Consider the following 20341-nt stretch of genomic DNA (forward strand, 5'->3'; position numbering starts at 1 on the left):
AAACGTCTGTTATCTGTTGTCTCCTACTTCACCCACTAATACCTCAGCACGAAATACCCTTTCTTATGCTCCCACATCCCGTTTACCTTTACCTCAACGATGTAGAAGTATGTACCCGCGGGCAGCTGTTCCTGTCCGGTGCTAATGCCGCGGAATGCGATCCGGTCATTGTCATAACCAGAAGCCTCCCAAAGCACGGTGCCGTTCCGGTTGATGACCGTAACGCGGTTCTCCCGGTAATCGCGGATGCCTTCCACCATCAGGAACTCGTTGACGCCGTCGCCATTCGGCGATACGGCGGGATGTACCCGCACGGCAAAGTCAGCCGAGGGGTCCACCACCCGAAGCGTTACCGTCACCGGATCTGCGGCTTCATAGTTGCCATCTCCCACCTGCGTGGCCGTGATGTTCACCGTTCCCAGGCGGTGAATGTGAAGGGTGTAATCACTCAATGTGGCTACCTGGTCATCATCGAGGCTCAGCATCACCGGAAGGCCGCTGCCCGCCGAAACAGCCAACTGGATGCTTCCTACATTGCGGTTCACCTCCGAAGGTGTACTGAACGTGATGGCCTGCTGCGCCTTAGTTACCGTCAGTGTAGCCTCTTGATAGGTAAAGGCATAGTTGGCCGCCTTCCCTCCCGACACCGCAATGGCATAGCTACCTGGTACGCTACCTTCGGTTGCCTCCGTGGATGCCTGCGGCTGCGTTTCCAGGGAAGAAGGATTATCCCCATTCACAAAGCCATTGTACGAGATTACAAATGCTGGATTGCTTTCGCCGTACGCACGTGTGGCATCCGGTATACCGACCGTAAGCGGTGTTTTTGCAATGCGCAGTACCCTAATTACAGGTACTGCTGCCGCGTATTCCAGATCACCCGATTGCGTCGCGATGACCTGGATGTCCCCCGCCCCGTGAATGCGCAAGCGGTTATCGCTCTCTATTTCGGCAATGTCTGTCAGATCACCCTTCATGTCGGTGATCACATAGCGCACCGGCAATCCACTGCTCGCAGTCGCGTCCAGTGTCACTGGTTTATCGCCATAAGTCCGATCAGCAAGCATACCGAAATTAATCCGCTGCGGTTTGTTGTCGACCAATAGCAACCCTACCGACACCGAACGTTCACCTTTACCACCTGCCACAATTCCATTTGCCTGTAAGGTATGACGACCGGGTTCCAAATGCATCGGAACCGTAAGGGTACCCGCAAAACGCCCATCTGTTCCCACTGGAATATGGCCAACCAGCTCAGGTACCGAGAACAGGTAAACCGTTACCACCGTTCCAGGCTCGAAACCACTGCCACTCACGTAAACTGCGGCATCCACACCGCGTATCAGCCGAATCACTGCATCGATTGCTGAAATCGGAATCCGTTCGCCGTCCATGCCGAGTGAAGCCAACTCTATCGCATATCCCTCGCCGTGCAGCCGCAGGTATTCCCCTTCAATCACCTCCAGCGTGATGGCTTCAACGCCTCCCTCTGTAATCACTACCGTCTCACCGGGTTCCGGTTCGGGGAATTCTCCATCTGCATTGGGTACCGGCTTTGTGGGGATAATGCCCGCTAGTTCTGCACTGAACGCGCCCATTCCGGCTACGTTTTCTGCGGCAATGCGGAACCGGTAGGACCGGTTGTTGTCCAAGCCGATTACTACCGCTTGTGTGTCTACCAAAGGAGCGTGTTCGGCAGTCGTCCAAGTTTGCCCATCGTCATATGAATACTGAATGACGTAATTGACAATCGGCTGCACACTACCCTGCGGAGATTGCCACCTCAGCTTTACCTGTCTGTCTCCAGCAATGGCCGAAAGTCCTGTTGGCACGCCCGGAACCTTGACCGGCTCTTCCGGGTATACTGAAATCTTGAATTTTACTACCGTCTCATTTCCTGCTTCGTCAGTTACAACCAAGGTATATTCACCCTCCTCCGTGACGGCTGTACCCGAAGTGAACGGCTGACCATTTAAGGTAGCGGTGCCCTCATTGAAAGCCGGGGTCACCGCCTGGTTGTATACCTCGCCGTCCGATACGCCTGTGACCACAGGAGGGGTCGTATCCGGCGCCAATCTGTCTATCGTGAAACGGACTACCGTCTCGTTTCCTGCTTCGTCCGTTACAACCAGCGTGTACTCACCATCCTCCGTGACAACTGTACCCGAAGTGAACGGCTGACCATTTAAGGTAGCGGTGCCCTCATTGAAAGCCGGGGTCACCGCCTGGTTGTATACCTCGCCGTCCGATACGCCTGTGACCACAGGGGGCACTTTGTAAAAAGTCACGCTACTCTCATCCGTTGTCATCACTACATTTGAGCCGGTATTTCCCACGAAATCCACCAATCCATTCACCATAAAATCGATTGTTCCTGCTTCGTCTCCTTCCGTAAGTTCATATTCCGCTTGCCATTGTAGACCATCGGCACCCAAAGCATTGACAACAGCCGGATTACCTGCTATTTTAACAACAGGCTCTGCAAGGGGTTTACTAGCGGTAAATGTCAGGACAATCTTGTTCCCTATCTTGGCCACAGACGACATCGCATTATCCGATGCGATCGATACAATTTCTAATTTTGGCCGAACGCCGTCGATGTGAATACCCACCGTTGAAACAGGACAATAGGATAAATCTGCATCGACCCCAAGGTCAATACCATCGGCATCTTCGTCACCTTCAGCCACCGTATACCCGAAGCTTATCTCATGACCGTTATCGGACGTTCCTACAACGGATGCAGTTCTGGACTGGCCCCCTACAGTAAGTGGAAGGGCCAACACATCGCTTGCCACCATCGGTTGGTGGAAATTAATAGTAAAAATAAGTTCATCACCTATTTTGTACATACTATCCGCCGGAACAACCAGCCGGGGCGTCGGTACCTCCCCATATTCAAAGGCACCCATATCCACCGTGTCCCAGGCAAGCCTTGGATTGCCTGCCACGTCGCTATGGGTTGTCAACGAATCCAGTCCACCCGGATACCGCGCATTGTCACCCCCATTTATTGCAGGACTGCATCCCACAAGGTGGTAGTTGCCGGCTACAGTAGGAATATCTGCCATAGCAGGCTGATAGTCCACAAAAAGATCTGCAGGGGTACCCGCATACACCTCGCCGTTAAGCAAGTTATGACCTTCCAACCCTCCGATCAAGTTTTTTCCGGATGAAGCCGATATTTCCCCTTTATAGTCAGTTGGTCCGTTGCCCCAAACCAAATTGTTCTGCAACGTAGCGGTACTAGTGCCACTAACCACGATACCCGCATCCCCGGCTACATTACCGCTTATGGTGGTGTTGATAATGTTTAACTCGGAATTATGCACATAGATGGCTCCTCCTCCTCTTGCAACGTTGCCCGTAATTACGGTATTGATTAGTGTAATCGATGCGTTGTCCGTCGCGGTCAATCCGCCACCACCGCCGTCGGAAAAATTGCCCTTGATAATCACGTTGATCAGTAGGGGATGCGAATCTACATCACTGCTTAATCCACCGCCATAACTTCCTGCGCGATTGTTCTGCAAAACGACATTAATCAATGTTGGTGAAGAAGCATGGACATTTGCAATTCCACCTCCTTTATAGGCTCCTTCATTTTTACTGATAATAAGATTTCGCAGCATAGGTGAGGCATAACTGTTCGCGATTCCCGATCCGAATGCCATACTGGTGACGCCATTGGTAAGGGTAAAGCCATCCAAGATCGCCGTTGCGGTCAACGGATTCTCCGCTGTATAGGTATTGTCCATGACCCTCCTTGAACCGCTGCCCGATAATATGGTTGTGTTTGCTGCCCAATCGCGTTCGTCAAGGGAAGCTTCATTCCCTGAAAATCCGCCGTAAATCGCAACCCCGTTTTTCATGCGGAAACTGGTGTCCGGTGCGAAATAAGTACCTGCTGCCACCCACACTTCACCGCCGCCTTTCGCGGCAAGTACGTCAATCATCGCCTGTAGGTCACTGCATGCCGTACCCCAATCTAAGCCCGTTCCGGTGGGTATTCCCCCGCTGTTTTGGGCTTTTACAAAACGGATGTTACTGCCGGTTACCACTGGCCCGACACGGGGACTTTCCACGGCTGTTCCTTCGTCTTCGCCATCACTGGGTAGGACCTCCACACTGATCCATTTATTGAGGTCGGTGGTAGACAATACATATGTCGCCGAAGTAGCCCCTTCAATTCGCGTTTTACCCACATCGCCCGCCGCTGCATCATAACGGTACCACGCAAAGATCGAGGCCTCGGGATCTTCATCGGCATCCGAATACGTATAATTGGCAGATAATCTGTCACCTACTTCCAGCAGCCCATCGACCGTCAGATCGGAAATCACCGGCGGTGTATTGGGTACGGTAGGCGGTGTGCCCGATGTCATCACACTGGGAGCACTCCGGGAGACCGCGACAAACAATCCATTTGAGTTGGTGATCCCCGCCCATATACTTGTCACCGCAGGCGTTTGGACAGTCCAATCGGTTCCATCCGGACTGGTCATCACCTGGTTATCGCCACCCCTGGATACCGCTACGAATTGTCCATCGCCATAGGTAATATCCATCCAGATGCCTGCATGTGCGGTTTGCCCGCTCCAGTTGACGCCATCCGTACTGATCATCACATTGCCGTCACTAGATACTGCCACGAACCGGTCCGCACCGTAGGTTACCGCTGCCCACTGGCCCATGGCCCCCGGATTTTGCACCGTCCAGTTCTCTCCATCGGCACTGGTCATGATGTAATTGGACCCGAAAGTAGATAACGCAACGAACTGACCCGCACCGTACGTAACGGACAGCCAATAGCCTTTATGCCCCAGCACCGAGGTCCAGTCCGTTCCGTTCTCACTGATCATCACGTGATTGCCCTCGCCTCCCTCAAAGGCAACAGCCACAAACTTGCCGTTGCCATAGGTTACCGATCGCCAGCTTCTATCTTCGGCTGCAGCATGAGCCTCCCAATGGATACCATCTGTACTGGTCATCACGCGGTTTGTTCCATCCTGTGCAACCGCAACAAACTTCCCATCCGCAAACGTGATATCTTGCCAAGCGTTGTTCTCCGGAACGACCTGTGCCGTCCAGTTCACCCCATCCGGACTGGTCATGATCCGGTTTGTACCTCCATAAGATGCAGCCACGAACAAACCATTTCCATAAGCTACCGAATTCCATAGGCCTTCCGGGGCCGGTGTTCGCAATGCCCATTCACTGCCGGGAATGGGGCCTGCCTCTCCGATCGGTCCTTGGATATCGCTCTCCACCGAAGGTCCATCAACCGATCCATCGTTCGGGGTTACTTCAAAGCTGATGTATTTACCTTTGTCTTCCGCCTGTAATGCATAGGTCTTTGCTATGGCGCCATCAATGGCAGTTTTATTGGTTCCCGCCGCGTCATCCGAACGGTACCATTTAAATGTCGATTTATCTTCGTCCCCATCGGGGTCATCGAAGGTGTAGCTGCCGGTGAGCATCAATCTTACGTTTAAGGTACCCGTAAAGGACACATCGATGGCCTCAGGGGCACGGTTGATTACCCCGAACTCGCTTTCGTACGCACCTAAGTCAATGATGCCTCCTAACGAGTGGTTATACACCCGGGTGTTCCCGTCCAAATCAAGGTCGTCAGCCAGTTTCCCTCCGGCAGTGGTATACGCCACATTGCTCCCGGCATTGACGGCCTTGCTGGTTTCTGTAAGGCGTAGGTTACCATGTATGGTGGGCAGGTCCGTCAAGTCAACATCTTCCTCAAATAGCGGATCTGCATCCATATTGTTGCCATCGTTGACCCCAATAGTTCCAACCCAGTTATCGCTGTCGTCGAAACTGTTGGCAACAGCGCTGTAGGAAATAGACGGATTGTAAGGATAGCTATTGGTATAGTTATAAATGGATGCCGAAGCTGTTTCAGTACCCCCACCTGCACGGTTATTCCAAACAATTGAATTAGCCAACTTAAAATAGGCATTGTGGCTGTATATCCCGCCACCGTTAGCACCCGCTGAATTACCGCTGATGGTCACATTGGTGAAGTTGGAAGTGCCTGCATTAAATACTCCGCCACCCTGGTTTGCTGCAGTATTACCACTGACGACCACATTGGCAAAGGTCGACGTACCTGAATTATAGATGCCGCCCCCCTGATTTGTAGCTGAATTACCGCTGACGATAACATTCGTAAATACAGCGCTCGGACTTATGTTAGCTATTCCACCACCAATCCCCGACACATTGCCTGTGAAGGATACATCGGTAAAGACCGCGGCAACGTTGCCCGAATTATACAGCCCTCCACCTGACGTGACTGAGGAATTACCGCTGATAACCACATTCGTAAAAACCGGCTTTTGCGTGGCATTGCTAACGGCTATTCCACCGGCTTGGCCCGTGGTTGCCGTGTTGTCACGGATCGTCACATTGTTAAATTCCGCATTGGCATCGCCGAGCATAACTCCTCCGGCGTAAGCCGATGAATTATCACTGATTACCACATCTGTCAACTTTGGCGTACCATTCTGGACATATAGTCCCCCACCTGAGTTAACAGCTGTGTTGTTACGGATAGTGACATCTGTCAATGTTGGACGCGAATTGTCCTGACTATTCATTCCACCCCCATTATTTGCCGCCCAGTTGTTCTCGATGACGACGTGTGTCAACACAGGATGGGAACCGTAACTATAAATGCCTCCCCCCTCACCGTTCGTAGCATTAACCGTATGATTATTGCTGATCGTCACATCGGTCAATGTTGGAGATGCAGATGTAGAACTGTACATTCCCGCTCCAAGGTAAGCTCTGTTGCCCGTAATGGCCAGGTTAGTGAGTACGGGGTTACCACCGATGATGCGGACCCCACCGCCCCATAAGTACGCTGTTCCTTGGTTTGCATTGCCTCCGGTGATAATAAAACCATCCAGAACGGCTGTATTGGTTATACCCACACCGATTACTACGTGAAAACTATTGTTTCCCTTTATCTGCACAGTAGGATCGTTGATGATATCTTCGTCATCATTGGCGTCGATGTCTCCGCTGAGGATTGTAGCATTGGCTTTCCAATCGCGGTCATCCATCGTAGGTGTTCCCTGATCGGGGAAGCCACCGTATATTTCCACGCCCCTGACCAATTGAAAGGAAGCCACACGGTCGGAGGTACTATTCGTAGGCAAATATTTTCCTTTTGCTACCCATATTTGCAGCGTTCCATCTGTTGTTGTGTTCCAGTTTTCGTTTGCCCATTGCAAAGCCTCGGACAATTGGGGAATGGCATTTTCCCAGCTATCCCCGGATCTATTGCCGCCTGCGACATTTTTATTAACATACAGAATCCCGGCTGCATCCGGGCTGATTTCCACGGTGGCGGGTTCGTCACGTAAATAGGGATAAGATAATCCTTCATCAACCGCCCAATCGTTGATAAAATCAAATCCACTAAATGATGCGGCAAGCTTAAATTGACTGTCTGAAAGCCCTGTTGCACCAGCTGATGAACCGCTACCGACAGCGTTGACCCGCCCCGAGGTTGTAGTGTTCCAATAACCATGGGTAATCGTCCCCTGAGCGTTGCCTACCAAACCGCCGACTTCGGTGGAGCCCGATAGACTGCCCATGGCATAACTGGATGTAATGGTAGAACCTATATTGTGCAGACCGGCCAAACCGCCAACGACGCTACCGCCTGAAACACTGCCCGTAGCGTAACAGGAGACGAGAGGGCCAGCATTAAATCCCACTAAACCACCTATCGTCGTACCCGTACCCGAGACACTAGCCGTTGCATAACTGTGGATAATAGAGCCACTGCTGGTAAAACCAACTAAACCACCGACATAAGAACTTCCCGATACACTACCCGTGACGTAACATTCTTCAACCGTACTACCCGGTTGAATACTGCCTGCTAAGCCTCCAACATTATTATATCCGTTAACGTTTACCCCTTCCAATGCCACATTGATAATCTCAGCCGGATCACTGATTGTACCGACCACGCCGAACAGACCGGTATATGAAAACGGATCAGCCGTAGGGCGGTTTATTTTCAAACCTGTTATCTTTTTACCATTTCCATCAAACGAGCCAACAAACTGGGTATTCGTACCCAGCTTGCCCACCGGTTCGAAGCCGGCACCGCTGTTCCATCCGGCCGTAGCCGAAGCATCGATGTCGGCGATAAGGATGAAATAGCTATCCAGATAATCCTTCATTGCCTGGAGCTGATCTACGTTTGCGATCTGGTACGGATCATTCTCGGTACCGGTGCCACCTACGAAGGGCAACGGTACGCGGTATGTCCCTGATACCGAATTAACCGCAAATGCGTTTCCCACCAAACTGGTGGTTACCAACCCCATAAATAATGTGCTAAGCAGCACCTGTCCCCATAACCTCGGACGTCCTGAACGGGTAAAAACATGCATAGATATACGTTCTGAATTAAGCGATGAAAATAAGATTGCTTTTAATCGTTGCGACATGGCTACCCATGTCAAGGTAAGTTCTCATAGTAGTGTAGTAGATGTTTGGCTGCGAAAATAGCTATCCGCCGGATAGATTTCCCCACCCAAAAGGGTGGTTTTATTTTTAGTGAGATGGGGTACAGGATTAATCAGGCATAAGTCAACAAAAAAGGGAAGCCAATTACCTTAGCTTCCCCTTTTGGGTCAAAATGATGTTTGACGGTGCGTTATTTCGCGAACTTGAAGTTTTTACCCAAGAACCGTGCACTGCTGCCCAATTCTTCTTCGATACGGAGCAATTGATTGTATTTCGCGATCCGGTCGGAGCGCGATGCCGATCCGGTTTTAATCTGTCCACAGTTAAGCGCTACGGCCAGATCGGCAATGGTATAGTCTTCTGTTTCACCGCTGCGGTGGCTCATTACCGAGGTATATCCGTTGGTTTGTGCCAGAGATACGGCATTGATCGTTTCGGTAAGCGAACCGATTTGGTTTACTTTCACGAGGATGGAGTTTGCCGTATCTTCGTCGATACCCCGTTGCAGGCGTTTTGTATTGGTCACGAACAGGTCGTCTCCCACCAACTGCACGGATGCCCCGATCTTGTCCGTTAAGAGCTTCCATCCCTCCCAATCGTCTTCAGCCATACCGTCTTCGATGGAAATGATGGGGTATTTTTCCGTAAGCTCTGCCAGGTAAGCTGCCTGCTCTTCGCTGGTACGTACGGCCCCTTTATCACCTTCGAATTTCGTATAATCGTACTTGCCATCCTTGTAAAACTCAGATGACGCACAATCCAATGCCAAGTAGATATCGCTACCCGGTTTGTATCCTGCCTTTTCAATGGCTTTTAAAATCGTTTCAACGGCATCTTCCGTGCCATCAAATGCCGGCGCAAATCCGCCCTCATCCCCTACTGCGGTAGACAAGCCACGGTCATGCAGAATCTTTTTCAAGTTGTGGAATACCTCCGCACCCCAACGCAGTGCCTCGGAAAACGAAGGAGCACCCGCAGGCATGATCATAAACTCCTGAAACGCGATGGGTGCATCGGAATGTGACCCGCCGTTGATGATGTTCATCATCGGAATGGGCAGCGTATTGGCATTCACGCCACCTATGTAGCGATACAGCGGTTGACGGCTTTCCTGTGCCGCAGCTTTAGCCACCGCCAAGGAAACACCCAGAATCGCGTTGGCACCCAAGTTTCCCTTATTTTCGGTACCGTCCAGATCAATCATGACCTTATCGATAGCGTTTTGTTCGAAAACATCAATACCCTGCAGGGCATCTGCAATTTTGGTGTTTACATTTTCCACTGCCTTCAACACCCCTTTACCGAGGTACTTGGCTTTATCTCCGTCCCGCAGTTCCACCGCTTCGTGTACACCTGTGGAAGCACCCGATGGAACGGCCGCACGGCCTACAAAACCATTTTCAGTGGTCACGTCTACCTCGATGGTAGGATTACCGCGCGAATCCAATATCTGCCGCGCATGTACGTCGATGATCAAGCTCATGTATTTCTTCTATTTAATGGTTACTATTTGCAAAAACAATTCAATGGTTAGTGTAATTTATACACATTATTTCTTCCGGTCAAAACTAACGAAAAACTTTCAACGTTCCAAGCTAAGTTCGCCTTCTTCCATCAGCTGCACAAAGTCGTCAAACAAGTAGCGTGAATCGTGCGGGCCGGGTGATGATTCGGGGTGATACTGCACCGAAAAGGCTTTCTTTCCTTTCACCCGGATGCCTTCAATGGATTGATCGTTCAGATTCACGTGCGTGATCTCTACCTTATCTGATTGCTTGATGTCTTCGGCCACAACTCCGAAACCATGGTTTTGGCTGGTAATCTCACAGCGGTCGGCTATGATGTTTTTAACGGGATGATTGATGCCTCGGTGACCATTGAACATTTTGCTTGTACGTATTCCATTGGCCAGCGCCAACAGCTGATGGCCTAAACAGATTCCAAAAAAAGGTTTATCAGCCGCCAGTATTTCTTTTACGGTCTGTATGGCATAATCCATGGCTGCCGGATCACCGGGACCGTTTGAGATGAAATAACCATCTGCACCCCAAGCGTCCATCTCAGCAAACGAAGTTTTTGCCGGAAACACCTTAACATATACTTTCCGCGCATCAAAGTTACGCAGAATGTTTTTCTTAATTCCCAGATCCAGTACCGCTACGCGGAATGGTGCATCCTCATTGCCGTAATAATAAGGGGTTTTGGTGGTTACTACCGACGACAGCTCCAAGCCTTCCATGGAAGGTACCTTCGCCAGCTCTTCCTTCAGTGTGTCGACATCCAGTATTTCGGAGGAAATGATGGCGTTCATGGCTCCTTTGTTGCGGATATGACGCACCAGCGAGCGCGTATCTATATCGGAAATACCTACCAGATTTCCGTCTTCGAAGTACGTTTGGATAGACGAATCGGCCATTTTACGGCTGTAGTTGACACTGTAATTTTTGCACACTAGCCCTGCAATCTGAATCTCATTTGACTCAGACTCTTCTCCGCGTATACCATAATTACCAATGTGGGCGTTGGTCGTAACCATGATCTGCCCGTAGTAAGACGGATCTGTGAAAATCTCCTGGTAACCGGTAGTTCCTGTGTTGAAACAGATCTCGCCCGTCGTCGTGCCAATCTTTCCAGCAGCTTTGCCATGGTAGACGGTTCCGTCTTCCAGTAACAGAATCGCAGGAAGTTTACTGTAGTTAGTCATTCTTTATTCCTATTGTTGATGGTTTGCCGTGTTGATGAAATCCGTACGTATGTTCATAAAAAAAGCCCTCTCGGGGCCAAAAACGGTTAAAAACGTAAGAAATGCCGGAAAGATTTCCGGGCTTGGGGCATTTCGTCATGAAGCAATGTACTCCAAATTTCACGAGGGACAAAGATAGAGATTTTTTGCGGGTTTATAAAAATTTTTTACATCAGGCTACACCGGAAACCTACCCGCTTCCAGACTGCTCCTAGACTGCTGCGCTAAACCCCGCTGTCAGCCCACGGTCCGCCTGCGCTCCGATAGGTGTATCAGTGCGGATAGTAGCTCGCCGACCGCACGTTGATAGCAAGATGAGTGCCGGATAGGTACAAGGTAATGCATAGCGGTCTGGCATCAGATAAAACGCAGGAAGGTCTACAACTAAAAGGAATATGAACAAGATGAACGAAGCTCCCGCATAGCCAAGGCGCTACCTTTGTGGTGCAGATACTGAATACATTTACATGAATTGAAAAACACGACTGACCAATATCCCGATTAACACCGATTCTACTTCTTGTTGCACACTTGCCTATGAATTGATATGTACCCTCCCGTCCTATCCATATGTTTTCGTTCGCTCCGACTTTTTGCGGTGATGGTGCTGCTGTTGGGGGTGGTGAATGAGGGGCGGGGGCAGGATAAAGTACGGCGATATGCAACCAGGCAGCACGATTTTTCCATAGCATTATTAGGTTTTGGGGGTAGCATTGATAATGCTTCCAATGCAGTTAATGGGAATCCCCGTGATGCGTCTACTTTGCGATTTTTGCTTGGAGCCGCAGGGCTTACTTATGCCGAGCAAGTAGTTGATTTTAATCCCAACCCCGCAGCAACTAATGCATCCGGTTCTCCCACGTTTCCGGCCGGCACCCCTGTCTTCATAAAGCTATCCTTGCCCGCCAATTTATTGGGTGTGCTAACGGGCATTGTCATACAGCCCATTACAAATCTCCGCAATGCCGGGGGACTTACCGGATGGACCTACACGAATGTCGGCAGTCAGGTTACGAGTGGAGGATTATTGGCGCTGTTAAATGGTGCCGGAGAATCGGAGATAATCATAACGCCAAACGCTTCTTTCCAAGGCGTCCGTATCCGGTTAACATCTGCATTAGGCGTTTCAGCAACTTCGCAATTTTTTCATGCTTATGTAATGGAAGACGCATCGGTCACATTAAACTGCGAAGAACGAAACGCACCGATTGATGTGTTATCCGGTGTGCGGGCCGGCTCCGTTGAAGGTGGAATTGTCAATGCTACAGGAACGGTAACAAATCCGTGGAATGCTAGGGATGATAATACGACCAGCTATGCATTGATCAGCACCGGAGTTCAGTTACTAAGTGAGGTATTCCATACGACGATTTTTGCCAGCCCCTCGACTCCCAATCAGGTAGTTCGTGTGCTGTTGCAAGATCCTGGAGCGAACTTGCTGGATCTGAATTTATTGTCAACGTTCCAAATACAGCCTTATTTGAGAAACACAGTTGCTGGCAGTCCCATTTCAGGAAATGCCAGTACCGTTTCATTAAGACTATTGCCAAGCTCCTCTAATAAGTATGAATTAACTATTCCGGTTACCAGCTCATTTGATCGAATTGAAATCAAAATGGGAGGTGTTGCAGAAGCTCTTACCCAACTGCGCATATACGAAGTAAGCCGTTTACCCCGTGTACTGGTGATTGATGATCCAACTGAATTAGCTACCGCACTTACCCGTTGCGGTTCCGTAGATTTAATCGGTGCAATTGCTAATTACCAACCAGATTACTACAATTACCAATATTATACCGCTTCGACAGGGGGATCTCCCCTACCGTCATCAGTTGTAACCGCAAACGGCAACTATTACATTGAGGCAATAGATAAAATCACGGGCTGCGTGTCTCCGCGTGTGGTTGTTACAGCTACCGTATTACCCACACCGACCATCACAATTCCCCAATTGACAACTGCATGCCAAGAGGATTCACAGATACATATTGTTTACAGCGCTACAACGGCGGCTCCGATTACATACAGTATTGATTGGAATACCGAAGCGGAATCTATGGGATTTGTGGATATCGAAAATTCATCTCACAATTTCTCACCAACCGGTGGGACTATCTTAATTAACAAGCCTTCGGCGGCCATACCCGGCGACTATCAAGGTATCCTTATTGTAAAAAATGCGAGTGGGTGTGCCAGTGAGAACCTAAATCTAACAATAAAAATCCAACCTAAACCGCCACCACCTCTATTGAATATAAACCCTCATTCTCAATATTAAATTAAATGCAATCAAAAATTACACGTATGAAAAAGACCATCAAACACACCATCGCAGCCAGTTCTCTGTTACTCATGTTAAATGTGTTACAGACCAATGCCCAAGTCGTGCCGACAACCTCTGGCGTCAATCTGTTTTGTCAAGGTTCAGATCTTGATCTCGGTACCCCTCCAGCTAATACGGAATGGATTGTCCGCTACAGTTCGACCGAAACAACAACCCCCACTACAACTTTGGTCTTAACGGATAATTCCATCCCGGCTGCGGACTTAGAAACCGGATATTATTATATATCAACCGTGGGAAATGCAGCTAACCCTGAAATCTGCGAATCGGATATGGCTACAGTTCCTGTCTATGTATTCGCCCCACTAACCGTTGACTTTGACGCCGAAGATTACTGTATCGAAGATGCCGGTGATCAAACTTTTACAGCCGATCTGACAACCACAGATGCTTATACGACTTATGCCTATCAGTGGTTTACGGTTAACGGCGGTGTAGAAACAGCAATCGTTGGAGCAACGTCTGCTACCTATACACCGGACCCGGACATAAATCCAAATACAACAACGACCTATCGATTGAAAGCAGGGTATTCAGTTGGTAGTCTGACCTATTGCTCATCTGCTGAAGATCATGAGGTAACTGTGTTACCAAAACCAAGCACGCCAACGATAACAATTGGCGGGGGTGCAACTGGAGAAACATTGTAATTCATTTCAGTACCTTATTTTGCACGCCATAAAATATGGCGTGCAAAATTGATAAATCTATCATGTTGCCGAGGTCATCTCCGTTGCTATTTTGTCTGTTTTTCCTGTCTATACAGGTTATGGCACAGACACAAACTACGCACATTGTACAAGGTAGCTCTGTTGTGCTCACTGCAAACTCAGAAAATGCCCTTTCCTACCTCTGGTTTCACAACGGTGAGCCAATAAACGGTTTCCACGACCAACAGCTTACTGTAACAGACGCGGGTACTTATACCGTGATGGCACTAGGCAATGAATGCAACTCCGACCTCTCAGATCCTGTGGAAGTCATCATCGATCCCGATTCAAACGGAGGCAACGTAAATGTGGATATGCAAATCCGAAACACGCCCGACCGGCCAACCGTATTGATCGGAGGTCTTTTCACTTACCAGCTTTTTATAACAAACAACGGCACGCATACAGCAGAAAGTGTGACTGTTTCGGCCACCATCCCCCAAAATGTCTCCTATGAGGGTATTTTGGGGAACTATGCCGGGCAAGTCTTCTACAACCCCGCCACGAGGGAACTTACTTGGTTGCCGGGCGATATGACCGCCGGCCAATCGCAATCACTCACCATCAGCGTACGCGCAACCAGTGAAGGACATGCTGACAAATTGGCGATTGTAGCTCATAGCCGAACCGACAGCAACTCGGAAGACAATGAATCCATCGCTTCCATAGAAGTGATCGCAATGAAAATTCCGAATACCTTTACACCCAACGGAGACGGCCTTAATGATTACTTCCGGATTCGCGGGCTGGAATTGTTCCCTGAAAACCGCATGGTCATCTTTAACCGTTGGGGCAACGAAGTATACAGGGCCAGTCCCTATAAGGGCGACTGGAATGGCAGCAATCTCAGTGAAGGTACGTATTACTATGTATTTGAAGTCAGGCTTCCCAATAATCATTGGCAGACTTTCAAAGGGTACATCACGTTAATCCGGAATGTGAATAAGTAAAACACAACAAGGAATGGAAGCGAAATCCATGGGTAGAAATCACTCCGTATAAAAATCAATGAGCGATGCGGCGTATACCGTACGCCAGCCATCCACTATGTCATCGTAATCATCATCCGGAATATGGGTATGTCTCACTTCCATAGAGGTTCCCTGCTTATGCGGATGTAGCTTGATGGTCACGATAGAAGGTTCCGGTTGCTCACCGAAGTACCATTGTTGCTCGATTTTCCTACCGGGTTCAAATGAAAGGTTTTTACCTACGATTGCCCCATCCCACAGAGAAAACTCGGTGTCCGGCTCGGCAATCATTACCACCTCGTCCCCGGTCCAAAGCCGGATGGTTTCGGGAGTGGTTAATGCCAAATAAACGAACTCCGGAGCAGCCGGTACGATGAAATAAGCCTTATAGTCTTTCATACATGCTTGTATTATCATGCAAACTTAGCATTTCCCAAGAATTCACCTCTAATTTTTCACAATATATAAATTAATTATATATCTTTGTTACTAAGATACTTTTAAACAAAAATAATTGTATGGTAAAAAAAACAATCCGTATTGAAAAAATCCTGGAAATGCGGGTACTAAGCAGACGCTATTCGGACACTTCCATACGGATGCATGAAGCTATTGCACGGAAAGCGGGCCTCTCAGGTACTGACCATAAATACCTGGGATTATTAATTGAACGGGGTGCGATGACAGCGGGAGAGCTTTCCAAATTGACAGGCCTTACTACAGGTGCTGTCACAGGTTTAGTGGACCGACTGGAGAAAAAAAAGTTAGCCAAGCGGGAATTCGACAGGTACGACCGGCGTAAGGTAATCATTGTTCCCTGTACGGAAAACACCATGAAACTTCTCCAGCCTTTGTTTTCAGAACTGGATAAAAAAACCACAGCCCTGGTTACGTCCTTTTCGGATCAGGAGCTCGAAGTACTTGAGAAATATTTTCGCTCCGCTGTGCAAATTATGGATGACACGATAAAAGAATTAAATCATGACGATTAAGATGGAACAATTAACAACAAACTATTTAACAAGAGCCGAAATGTGGCTACTGATCACCACGCTGGCATATTTCATGATGAATGGCGCACAATTATTTGAAACAGCAGCCGTTGTACCCAAATGGACCGCCTCGCCACCAGCATCCCTTGCGATGTTGGGAGGAAAATACGGGCTTGACTTCAAAGTATTTTGGATTGTTACGCATTCACTGCACGAGCTTACTTTCTTGCTTGCCCTCGTCTTCTGCTGGAAGATAGATCCGGTTAGAAATTGGTTACTACTGCTGTTTTTGCTTCATGTCGCCGTACGGATTTGGACACTAATCTATTTTGCTCCGAATATCATCGATTTTCAAAAAATTGCAGCATCCGGCACAACAGACACAGATTTGCTCAACCGTACTTCTCAATGGCGAATTCTCAACTACTTCCGTGTGGGAATCTTTGTGGCTATCTCATTCGGACTTATCCCGTTATATGTCATGGTCATGAACCTACGTATCAAACTCCTGTAAAGTCAGGAATGCCCCTTGGACACATTACCTACAGACAATAGGAATACGGTACTGACAATCAGCAATGCCCCTACCCAATCCAGTGCCTGGAAGGATACACCCAACCATAACACCGCGATCAGCGTGGCAGACAAGGGTTCAGCCGAGGTAAGGAGACTGGCTGTCTGCCCACCAATCAATTGTACGGCTTTCAGGTATACGTAAAATGGAATCAATGTACCGAACAGTACCACGAAGACGGTATTTGCATACGTGTACCCATCCCATATAATTTCCTCAACATCCCAGGGTGGTCTGATCAGCGAAATTCCAATACCGCCGATAAACAACCCCCAGCCGATGACACTCAACGCGCTATACTTGGCAAGTAGCCTACCCGGCATCAGGGTATATAATGCTAAACTGACTGCCGATGCCATACCCAGGGCAAAAGCCAAGGGCGATATATTCAACGAACGGATATTTCCGTGGGTTACCAAAAGGAAGGTGCCCAGCACGGCGAGAAAAATAGCCAAATATCCCAACGCATTGAGGCGTTTGCCATATCGGACCGCCAGATAAACGGCGATCAATACCGGCGCCGAAAATTGCAGGATAGTCGCCGTAGCTGCATTGGAATGTTTTATGGCTGCGAAATAGGAATATTGCACGGTAAGCATACCAACGATACCGAAAATGAGTAAACCCCGACGATCACGCCTGTCCTGCCAAATCACCCACACATTACTGTCTTTCCGCAGTAGGGCCACAAGCAATAGCAATACACCTGAAGTTAACATGCGTACCGCCATCAACCATTCCACAGGCATCGCCCGCTCTTGAAATAAAAATTGGCCGCAGGTCCCTGATACGCCCCATAATGTGGCCGCTAGTAGGGCCATGAGTACTCCCTTTAGATGACTATCCATGCCTTAAGTAATGTAGGCAAAGATAAATCGAATATCCTGCATTACCGCGCGGTTAGAAAACTATCGTTTGGCACGCTCATACTGCACGGGCCACGCGACATTATCACCCAGTCCAGCGGCAGCTTTCAACGGGAAATAAGGGTTGCGCAGCAGCTCCCGGGCCATCATCACGGCATCGGCATCACCATTAGCTAATATCGTTTCTGCTTGTACAGCATCCGTAATTAAACCCACAGTGGAAGTTAATATGCCGGTCTCCTTTTTGATCTTCGAAGCAAAAGGTAACTGGTAAGCTGGCCCTATGGGAATTTGCTGGTGGCTTACCAATCCTCCTGTTGATACATCAATCAGGTCGACGCCTGCCATTTTCAGGATTTCGGCCAGCCGTACCGAATCGTCGCCGTTCCATCCCCCCTCAGCCCAATCGGTTGCAGAAATGCGGACCAACAGCGGTAAATCAGCCGGCCAAACCGTCTTTACCCCCTCAATAACTTCCAGCAACAGCCGGATGCGGTTGCCAAAACTTCCACCATAATTATCTACCCGCTGATTGCTCAGCGGGGATAGAAACTGATGCAACAGGTAACCGTGTGCTGCATGAATCTCAACCACCTGAAAACCTGCCCGGAATGCCCGCTCCGCAGCCTTCGCAAAGTCGGTGACAACGTTGTGGATACCTGCTGTATCCAGTTCTGCCGGCATTGGGTAATTGTCGGCGAACGCCATTGCCGACGGCGCCACAGGCGCCCACCCTCCCTCCTCCTCGGCCACCTTGCCCCTTCCCTTCCATGGCACGGCCGTACTGGCTTTTCTACCCGCATGCGCGAGCTGAATACCCGGCACGCACTGCTGGTCTTTGATGAACGCGGTAATTTGCATTAACTTTTCGATGTGTTCATCTTTCCAAATACCCAAATCCCGTGGTGATATCCGGCCTTCCGGAGAAACTGCCGTAGCTTCGGAAATGACCATCGACGCCCCACCAACCGCCCGGCTACCCAAATGCACCAAGTGCCAATCGTTCGCGAATCCATCGGTCGATGAGTATTGGCACATGGGCGATACAATGAGCCGGTTTTTCAACGTGATGCCTTTGATGGTTAAGGGATTGAAAAGCGTAGACATATGCAATGCGATTATGTATTGCAAACTACGATAAAATAGCTTTTATATGCAAGTTGAAAGAAAGGGATTAGACCTTCCGACCGGTCACATAATGGTCGATTGCCTGTTTCAGGAACCGGCCAAAAGCTGCACCACCGATTTCAGTGTAGCGGGGATCGGCCACGTAGAGTTCTCCAAGTCCTTTGTACGCTTCCTCCTGATCACCCGGTTTACCCCAAAACCGCAGAATATAATGATAGTGCCTATCGATTTCCTGCTGAACCTGTTCGGAAGCGGGATCCGCACCCCGGCCACAAAGAGAAGCCAACGTTTCCCAATTTTCTTTAAAGCCGGATTTCAGCATTTCAAATTCTTCCTTGCGCATGCCAGTAAGCACGTTTTCCGATTGCTTCACCTGATCCGGCCATTTCTCCAGGGCTTCTTTTCGCCATGCACTGGCCTGCTCCTTCGGGAGACCTTCATACAATTCTTCGTAATTCATCTTGATTTTTCCTTTGATGTGTAAAATCGTTTTATCCAATGTTTCCATGAGTCGGTCGATACGCTTCCTGCGTTCTTTCAACAGCTGCTTTTGATCCATTAACGCACTTATCCGGTCAAAGTCCGGGCGGTTGATCAAAGCTGCAATCTCTTTTAGTCCAAAATCCAGTTCCTTATAGAAAAGGATTTGCTGCAACCGCAGCAGTTCGCCTTCACCGTATAACCGATACCCTACAGCGGTACGGATCGACGGCTTCAGCAGGCCGATCCGATCGTAGTGATGGAGCGTGCGCACACTCACACCAGCGGCCTTTGCAAGCTTCTTTACCGTGTATTGTGTCATGTTTTTATCCATTGTTCCGACAAAGGTAGGCTATGACGTAAGGTAAGAGTCAAGAACTTTTTTCATTTTTTTTTAAGCAGACCTGGAATAGATCCTAAAGGGGTGCCGAATCAGCCCGCACCCAGGACACGGAAAGGCAGGAAATGGACCGCAAAAACCGGTAGCAAAACAGCCGGTAGATCGGGCTAAAACGATCTGAAATTGGGCCGATTGGTAAACGGCGAAAATATCCACGGGATCGATGTCAATATGATGAGCAAGCCAATCGTAAACCAAACGGCCATGGTTCTGTACTTTTCAATATCCGTTGGCCTGCGTTTTGCCTTAGCCGAACCGATCGTAATAACCACAACCGCCAACAACATCATCAAACTATGCTCCATACCGAAAAAACGGGCATCCCGTTGGTGTACCGCCTCCCTGAAATTATGCAGAAAGTAATCAACCAGGGGGCTGATCGCATACAAAGCGATTCCCAAAAGGAACTGAATATGCACAACCGTAGCAGTCCAATGCCGGATGGAATGATCGAAACGAGAGAATTTCCGGTTAGTAAACCATCCCTGGTAGGCACGGAACACTGCAAAAAGCAAACCCGCCAATACCACCCAGCGAATCAGCGAATGCAAAGCCAACAAGGTTACATACATGCTATAATCAGATACCGTCTTCGTGTACTTGCAAATAAACGAAAAATTCAGTGCGG

13 protein-coding genes are annotated in these 20341 nt (G+C 49.1%); 5 read left to right on the plus strand and 8 right to left on the minus strand.

Annotation, left to right across the window (positions count from 1 at the left end):
* Nucleotides 1–35: 35 nt before the first annotated feature.
* The 3 genes from IEX60_RS17485 to carA form a co-directional block, all read right to left on the minus strand.
* On the minus strand, nucleotides 36–8429 hold the full coding sequence (locus IEX60_RS17485; protein WP_188752701.1) for an MBG domain-containing protein: 8394 nt from the start codon (nucleotides 8427–8429) through the stop codon (nucleotides 36–38).
* 266 nt (nucleotides 8430–8695) lie between these two features.
* Nucleotides 8696–9988, minus strand: coding sequence for a phosphopyruvate hydratase (gene eno, locus IEX60_RS17490; protein WP_188752702.1), 1293 nt, complete (start codon nucleotides 9986–9988; stop codon nucleotides 8696–8698).
* 99 nt (nucleotides 9989–10087) lie between these two features.
* Nucleotides 10088–11209, minus strand: coding sequence for a glutamine-hydrolyzing carbamoyl-phosphate synthase small subunit (gene carA / locus IEX60_RS17495; protein WP_188752703.1), 1122 nt, complete (start codon nucleotides 11207–11209; stop codon nucleotides 10088–10090).
* A 586-nt stretch (nucleotides 11210–11795) separates the two neighbouring features.
* Here carA and IEX60_RS17500 point away from each other — a divergent pair.
* From IEX60_RS17500 to IEX60_RS17510, 3 genes are all read left to right on the plus strand, one after another.
* The gene (locus IEX60_RS17500; protein WP_188752704.1) at nucleotides 11796–13526 is read left to right on the plus strand and encodes an immunoglobulin domain-containing protein; all 1731 of its coding nucleotides are present in this window, start codon (nucleotides 11796–11798) and stop codon (nucleotides 13524–13526) included.
* A 26-nt stretch (nucleotides 13527–13552) separates the two neighbouring features.
* Complete coding sequence (locus IEX60_RS17505; protein ID WP_188752705.1) at nucleotides 13553–14242, plus strand: hypothetical protein; 690 nt, start codon at nucleotides 13553–13555, stop codon at nucleotides 14240–14242.
* Between the two features lie 119 nt (nucleotides 14243–14361).
* Entirely contained in the window at nucleotides 14362–15252 is an 891-nt protein-coding gene (locus IEX60_RS17510) for a T9SS type B sorting domain-containing protein (RefSeq protein WP_188752706.1), read from the plus strand.
* A gap of 39 nt (nucleotides 15253–15291) precedes the next feature.
* Here the strand turns inward: IEX60_RS17510 and IEX60_RS17515 are convergent, their stop codons facing one another.
* Entirely contained in the window at nucleotides 15292–15672 is a 381-nt protein-coding gene (locus IEX60_RS17515; protein ID WP_188752707.1) for an SRPBCC domain-containing protein, read from the minus strand.
* Between the two features lie 119 nt (nucleotides 15673–15791).
* Between IEX60_RS17515 and IEX60_RS17520 the strand changes: the two genes are divergently transcribed.
* Together IEX60_RS17520 and IEX60_RS17525 are read left to right on the plus strand one after the other, a co-directional pair.
* Nucleotides 15792–16265 carry a MarR family winged helix-turn-helix transcriptional regulator gene (locus tag IEX60_RS17520; RefSeq protein WP_188752708.1) on the plus strand — a complete coding sequence of 158 codons (474 nt, stop codon included), beginning with the start codon at nucleotides 15792–15794 and terminating at the stop codon, nucleotides 16263–16265.
* Nucleotides 16255–16779: a transposase gene (locus tag IEX60_RS17525; protein WP_229717624.1), complete on the plus strand. Its 525-nt coding sequence runs from the start codon at nucleotides 16255–16257 to the stop codon at nucleotides 16777–16779. The genes IEX60_RS17520 and IEX60_RS17525 overlap by 11 nt, the downstream gene beginning before the upstream one ends.
* Before the next feature lie 2 nt (nucleotides 16780–16781).
* Here IEX60_RS17525 and IEX60_RS17530 read toward each other — a convergent pair whose 3' ends face one another.
* The 4 genes from IEX60_RS17530 to IEX60_RS17545 all read right to left on the minus strand — a co-directional run bounded on the left by IEX60_RS17530 (nucleotide 16782) and on the right by IEX60_RS17545 (nucleotide 20285).
* The gene (locus IEX60_RS17530; RefSeq protein ID WP_188752709.1) at nucleotides 16782–17687 is read right to left on the minus strand and encodes a DMT family transporter; all 906 of its coding nucleotides are present in this window, start codon (nucleotides 17685–17687) and stop codon (nucleotides 16782–16784) included.
* 60 nt (nucleotides 17688–17747) lie between these two features.
* A complete protein-coding gene (locus IEX60_RS17535; RefSeq protein ID WP_188752710.1) occupies nucleotides 17748–18812 on the minus strand; it encodes an NADH:flavin oxidoreductase/NADH oxidase in 1065 nt (354 codons plus the stop codon).
* Nucleotides 18813–18879: 67 nt separating this feature from the next.
* Nucleotides 18880–19635 carry a MerR family transcriptional regulator gene (locus IEX60_RS17540; RefSeq protein WP_188752711.1) on the minus strand — a complete coding sequence of 252 codons (756 nt, stop codon included), beginning with the start codon at nucleotides 19633–19635 and terminating at the stop codon, nucleotides 18880–18882.
* Nucleotides 19636–19820: 185 nt separating this feature from the next.
* Nucleotides 19821–20285: a hypothetical protein gene (locus IEX60_RS17545; RefSeq protein WP_188752712.1), complete on the minus strand. Its 465-nt coding sequence runs from the start codon at nucleotides 20283–20285 to the stop codon at nucleotides 19821–19823.
* Nucleotides 20286–20341: the final 56 nt, after the last annotated feature.

Source organism: Parapedobacter defluvii, assembly GCF_014642075.1.
Classification (GTDB): domain Bacteria; phylum Bacteroidota; class Bacteroidia; order Sphingobacteriales; family Sphingobacteriaceae; genus Parapedobacter; species Parapedobacter defluvii.

Excerpts from the sequence above, each read along its gene's own strand:
- IEX60_RS17485 (WP_188752701.1), bottom strand. The coding sequence starts at position 8,429 with ATGCATGTTTTTACCCGTTCAGGACGTCCGAGGTTATGGGGACAGGTG.
- eno (WP_188752702.1), bottom strand. The coding sequence starts at position 9,988 with ATGAGCTTGATCATCGACGTACATGCGCGGCAGATATTGGATTCGCGC.
- carA (WP_188752703.1), bottom strand. The coding sequence starts at position 11,209 with ATGACTAACTACAGTAAACTTCCTGCGATTCTGTTACTGGAAGACGGA.
- IEX60_RS17500 (WP_188752704.1), top strand. The coding sequence starts at position 11,796 with ATGTACCCTCCCGTCCTATCCATATGTTTTCGTTCGCTCCGACTTTTT.
- IEX60_RS17505 (WP_188752705.1), top strand. The coding sequence starts at position 13,553 with ATGAAAAAGACCATCAAACACACCATCGCAGCCAGTTCTCTGTTACTC.
- IEX60_RS17510 (WP_188752706.1), top strand. The coding sequence starts at position 14,362 with ATGGCACAGACACAAACTACGCACATTGTACAAGGTAGCTCTGTTGTG.
- IEX60_RS17515 (WP_188752707.1), bottom strand. The coding sequence starts at position 15,672 with ATGAAAGACTATAAGGCTTATTTCATCGTACCGGCTGCTCCGGAGTTC.
- IEX60_RS17520 (WP_188752708.1), top strand. The coding sequence starts at position 15,792 with ATGGTAAAAAAAACAATCCGTATTGAAAAAATCCTGGAAATGCGGGTA.
- IEX60_RS17525 (WP_229717624.1), top strand. The coding sequence starts at position 16,255 with ATGACGATTAAGATGGAACAATTAACAACAAACTATTTAACAAGAGCC.
- IEX60_RS17530 (WP_188752709.1), bottom strand. The coding sequence starts at position 17,687 with ATGGATAGTCATCTAAAGGGAGTACTCATGGCCCTACTAGCGGCCACA.
- IEX60_RS17535 (WP_188752710.1), bottom strand. The coding sequence starts at position 18,812 with ATGTCTACGCTTTTCAATCCCTTAACCATCAAAGGCATCACGTTGAAA.
- IEX60_RS17540 (WP_188752711.1), bottom strand. The coding sequence starts at position 19,635 with ATGACACAATACACGGTAAAGAAGCTTGCAAAGGCCGCTGGTGTGAGT.
- IEX60_RS17545 (WP_188752712.1), bottom strand. The coding sequence starts at position 20,285 with ATGTATGTAACCTTGTTGGCTTTGCATTCGCTGATTCGCTGGGTGGTA.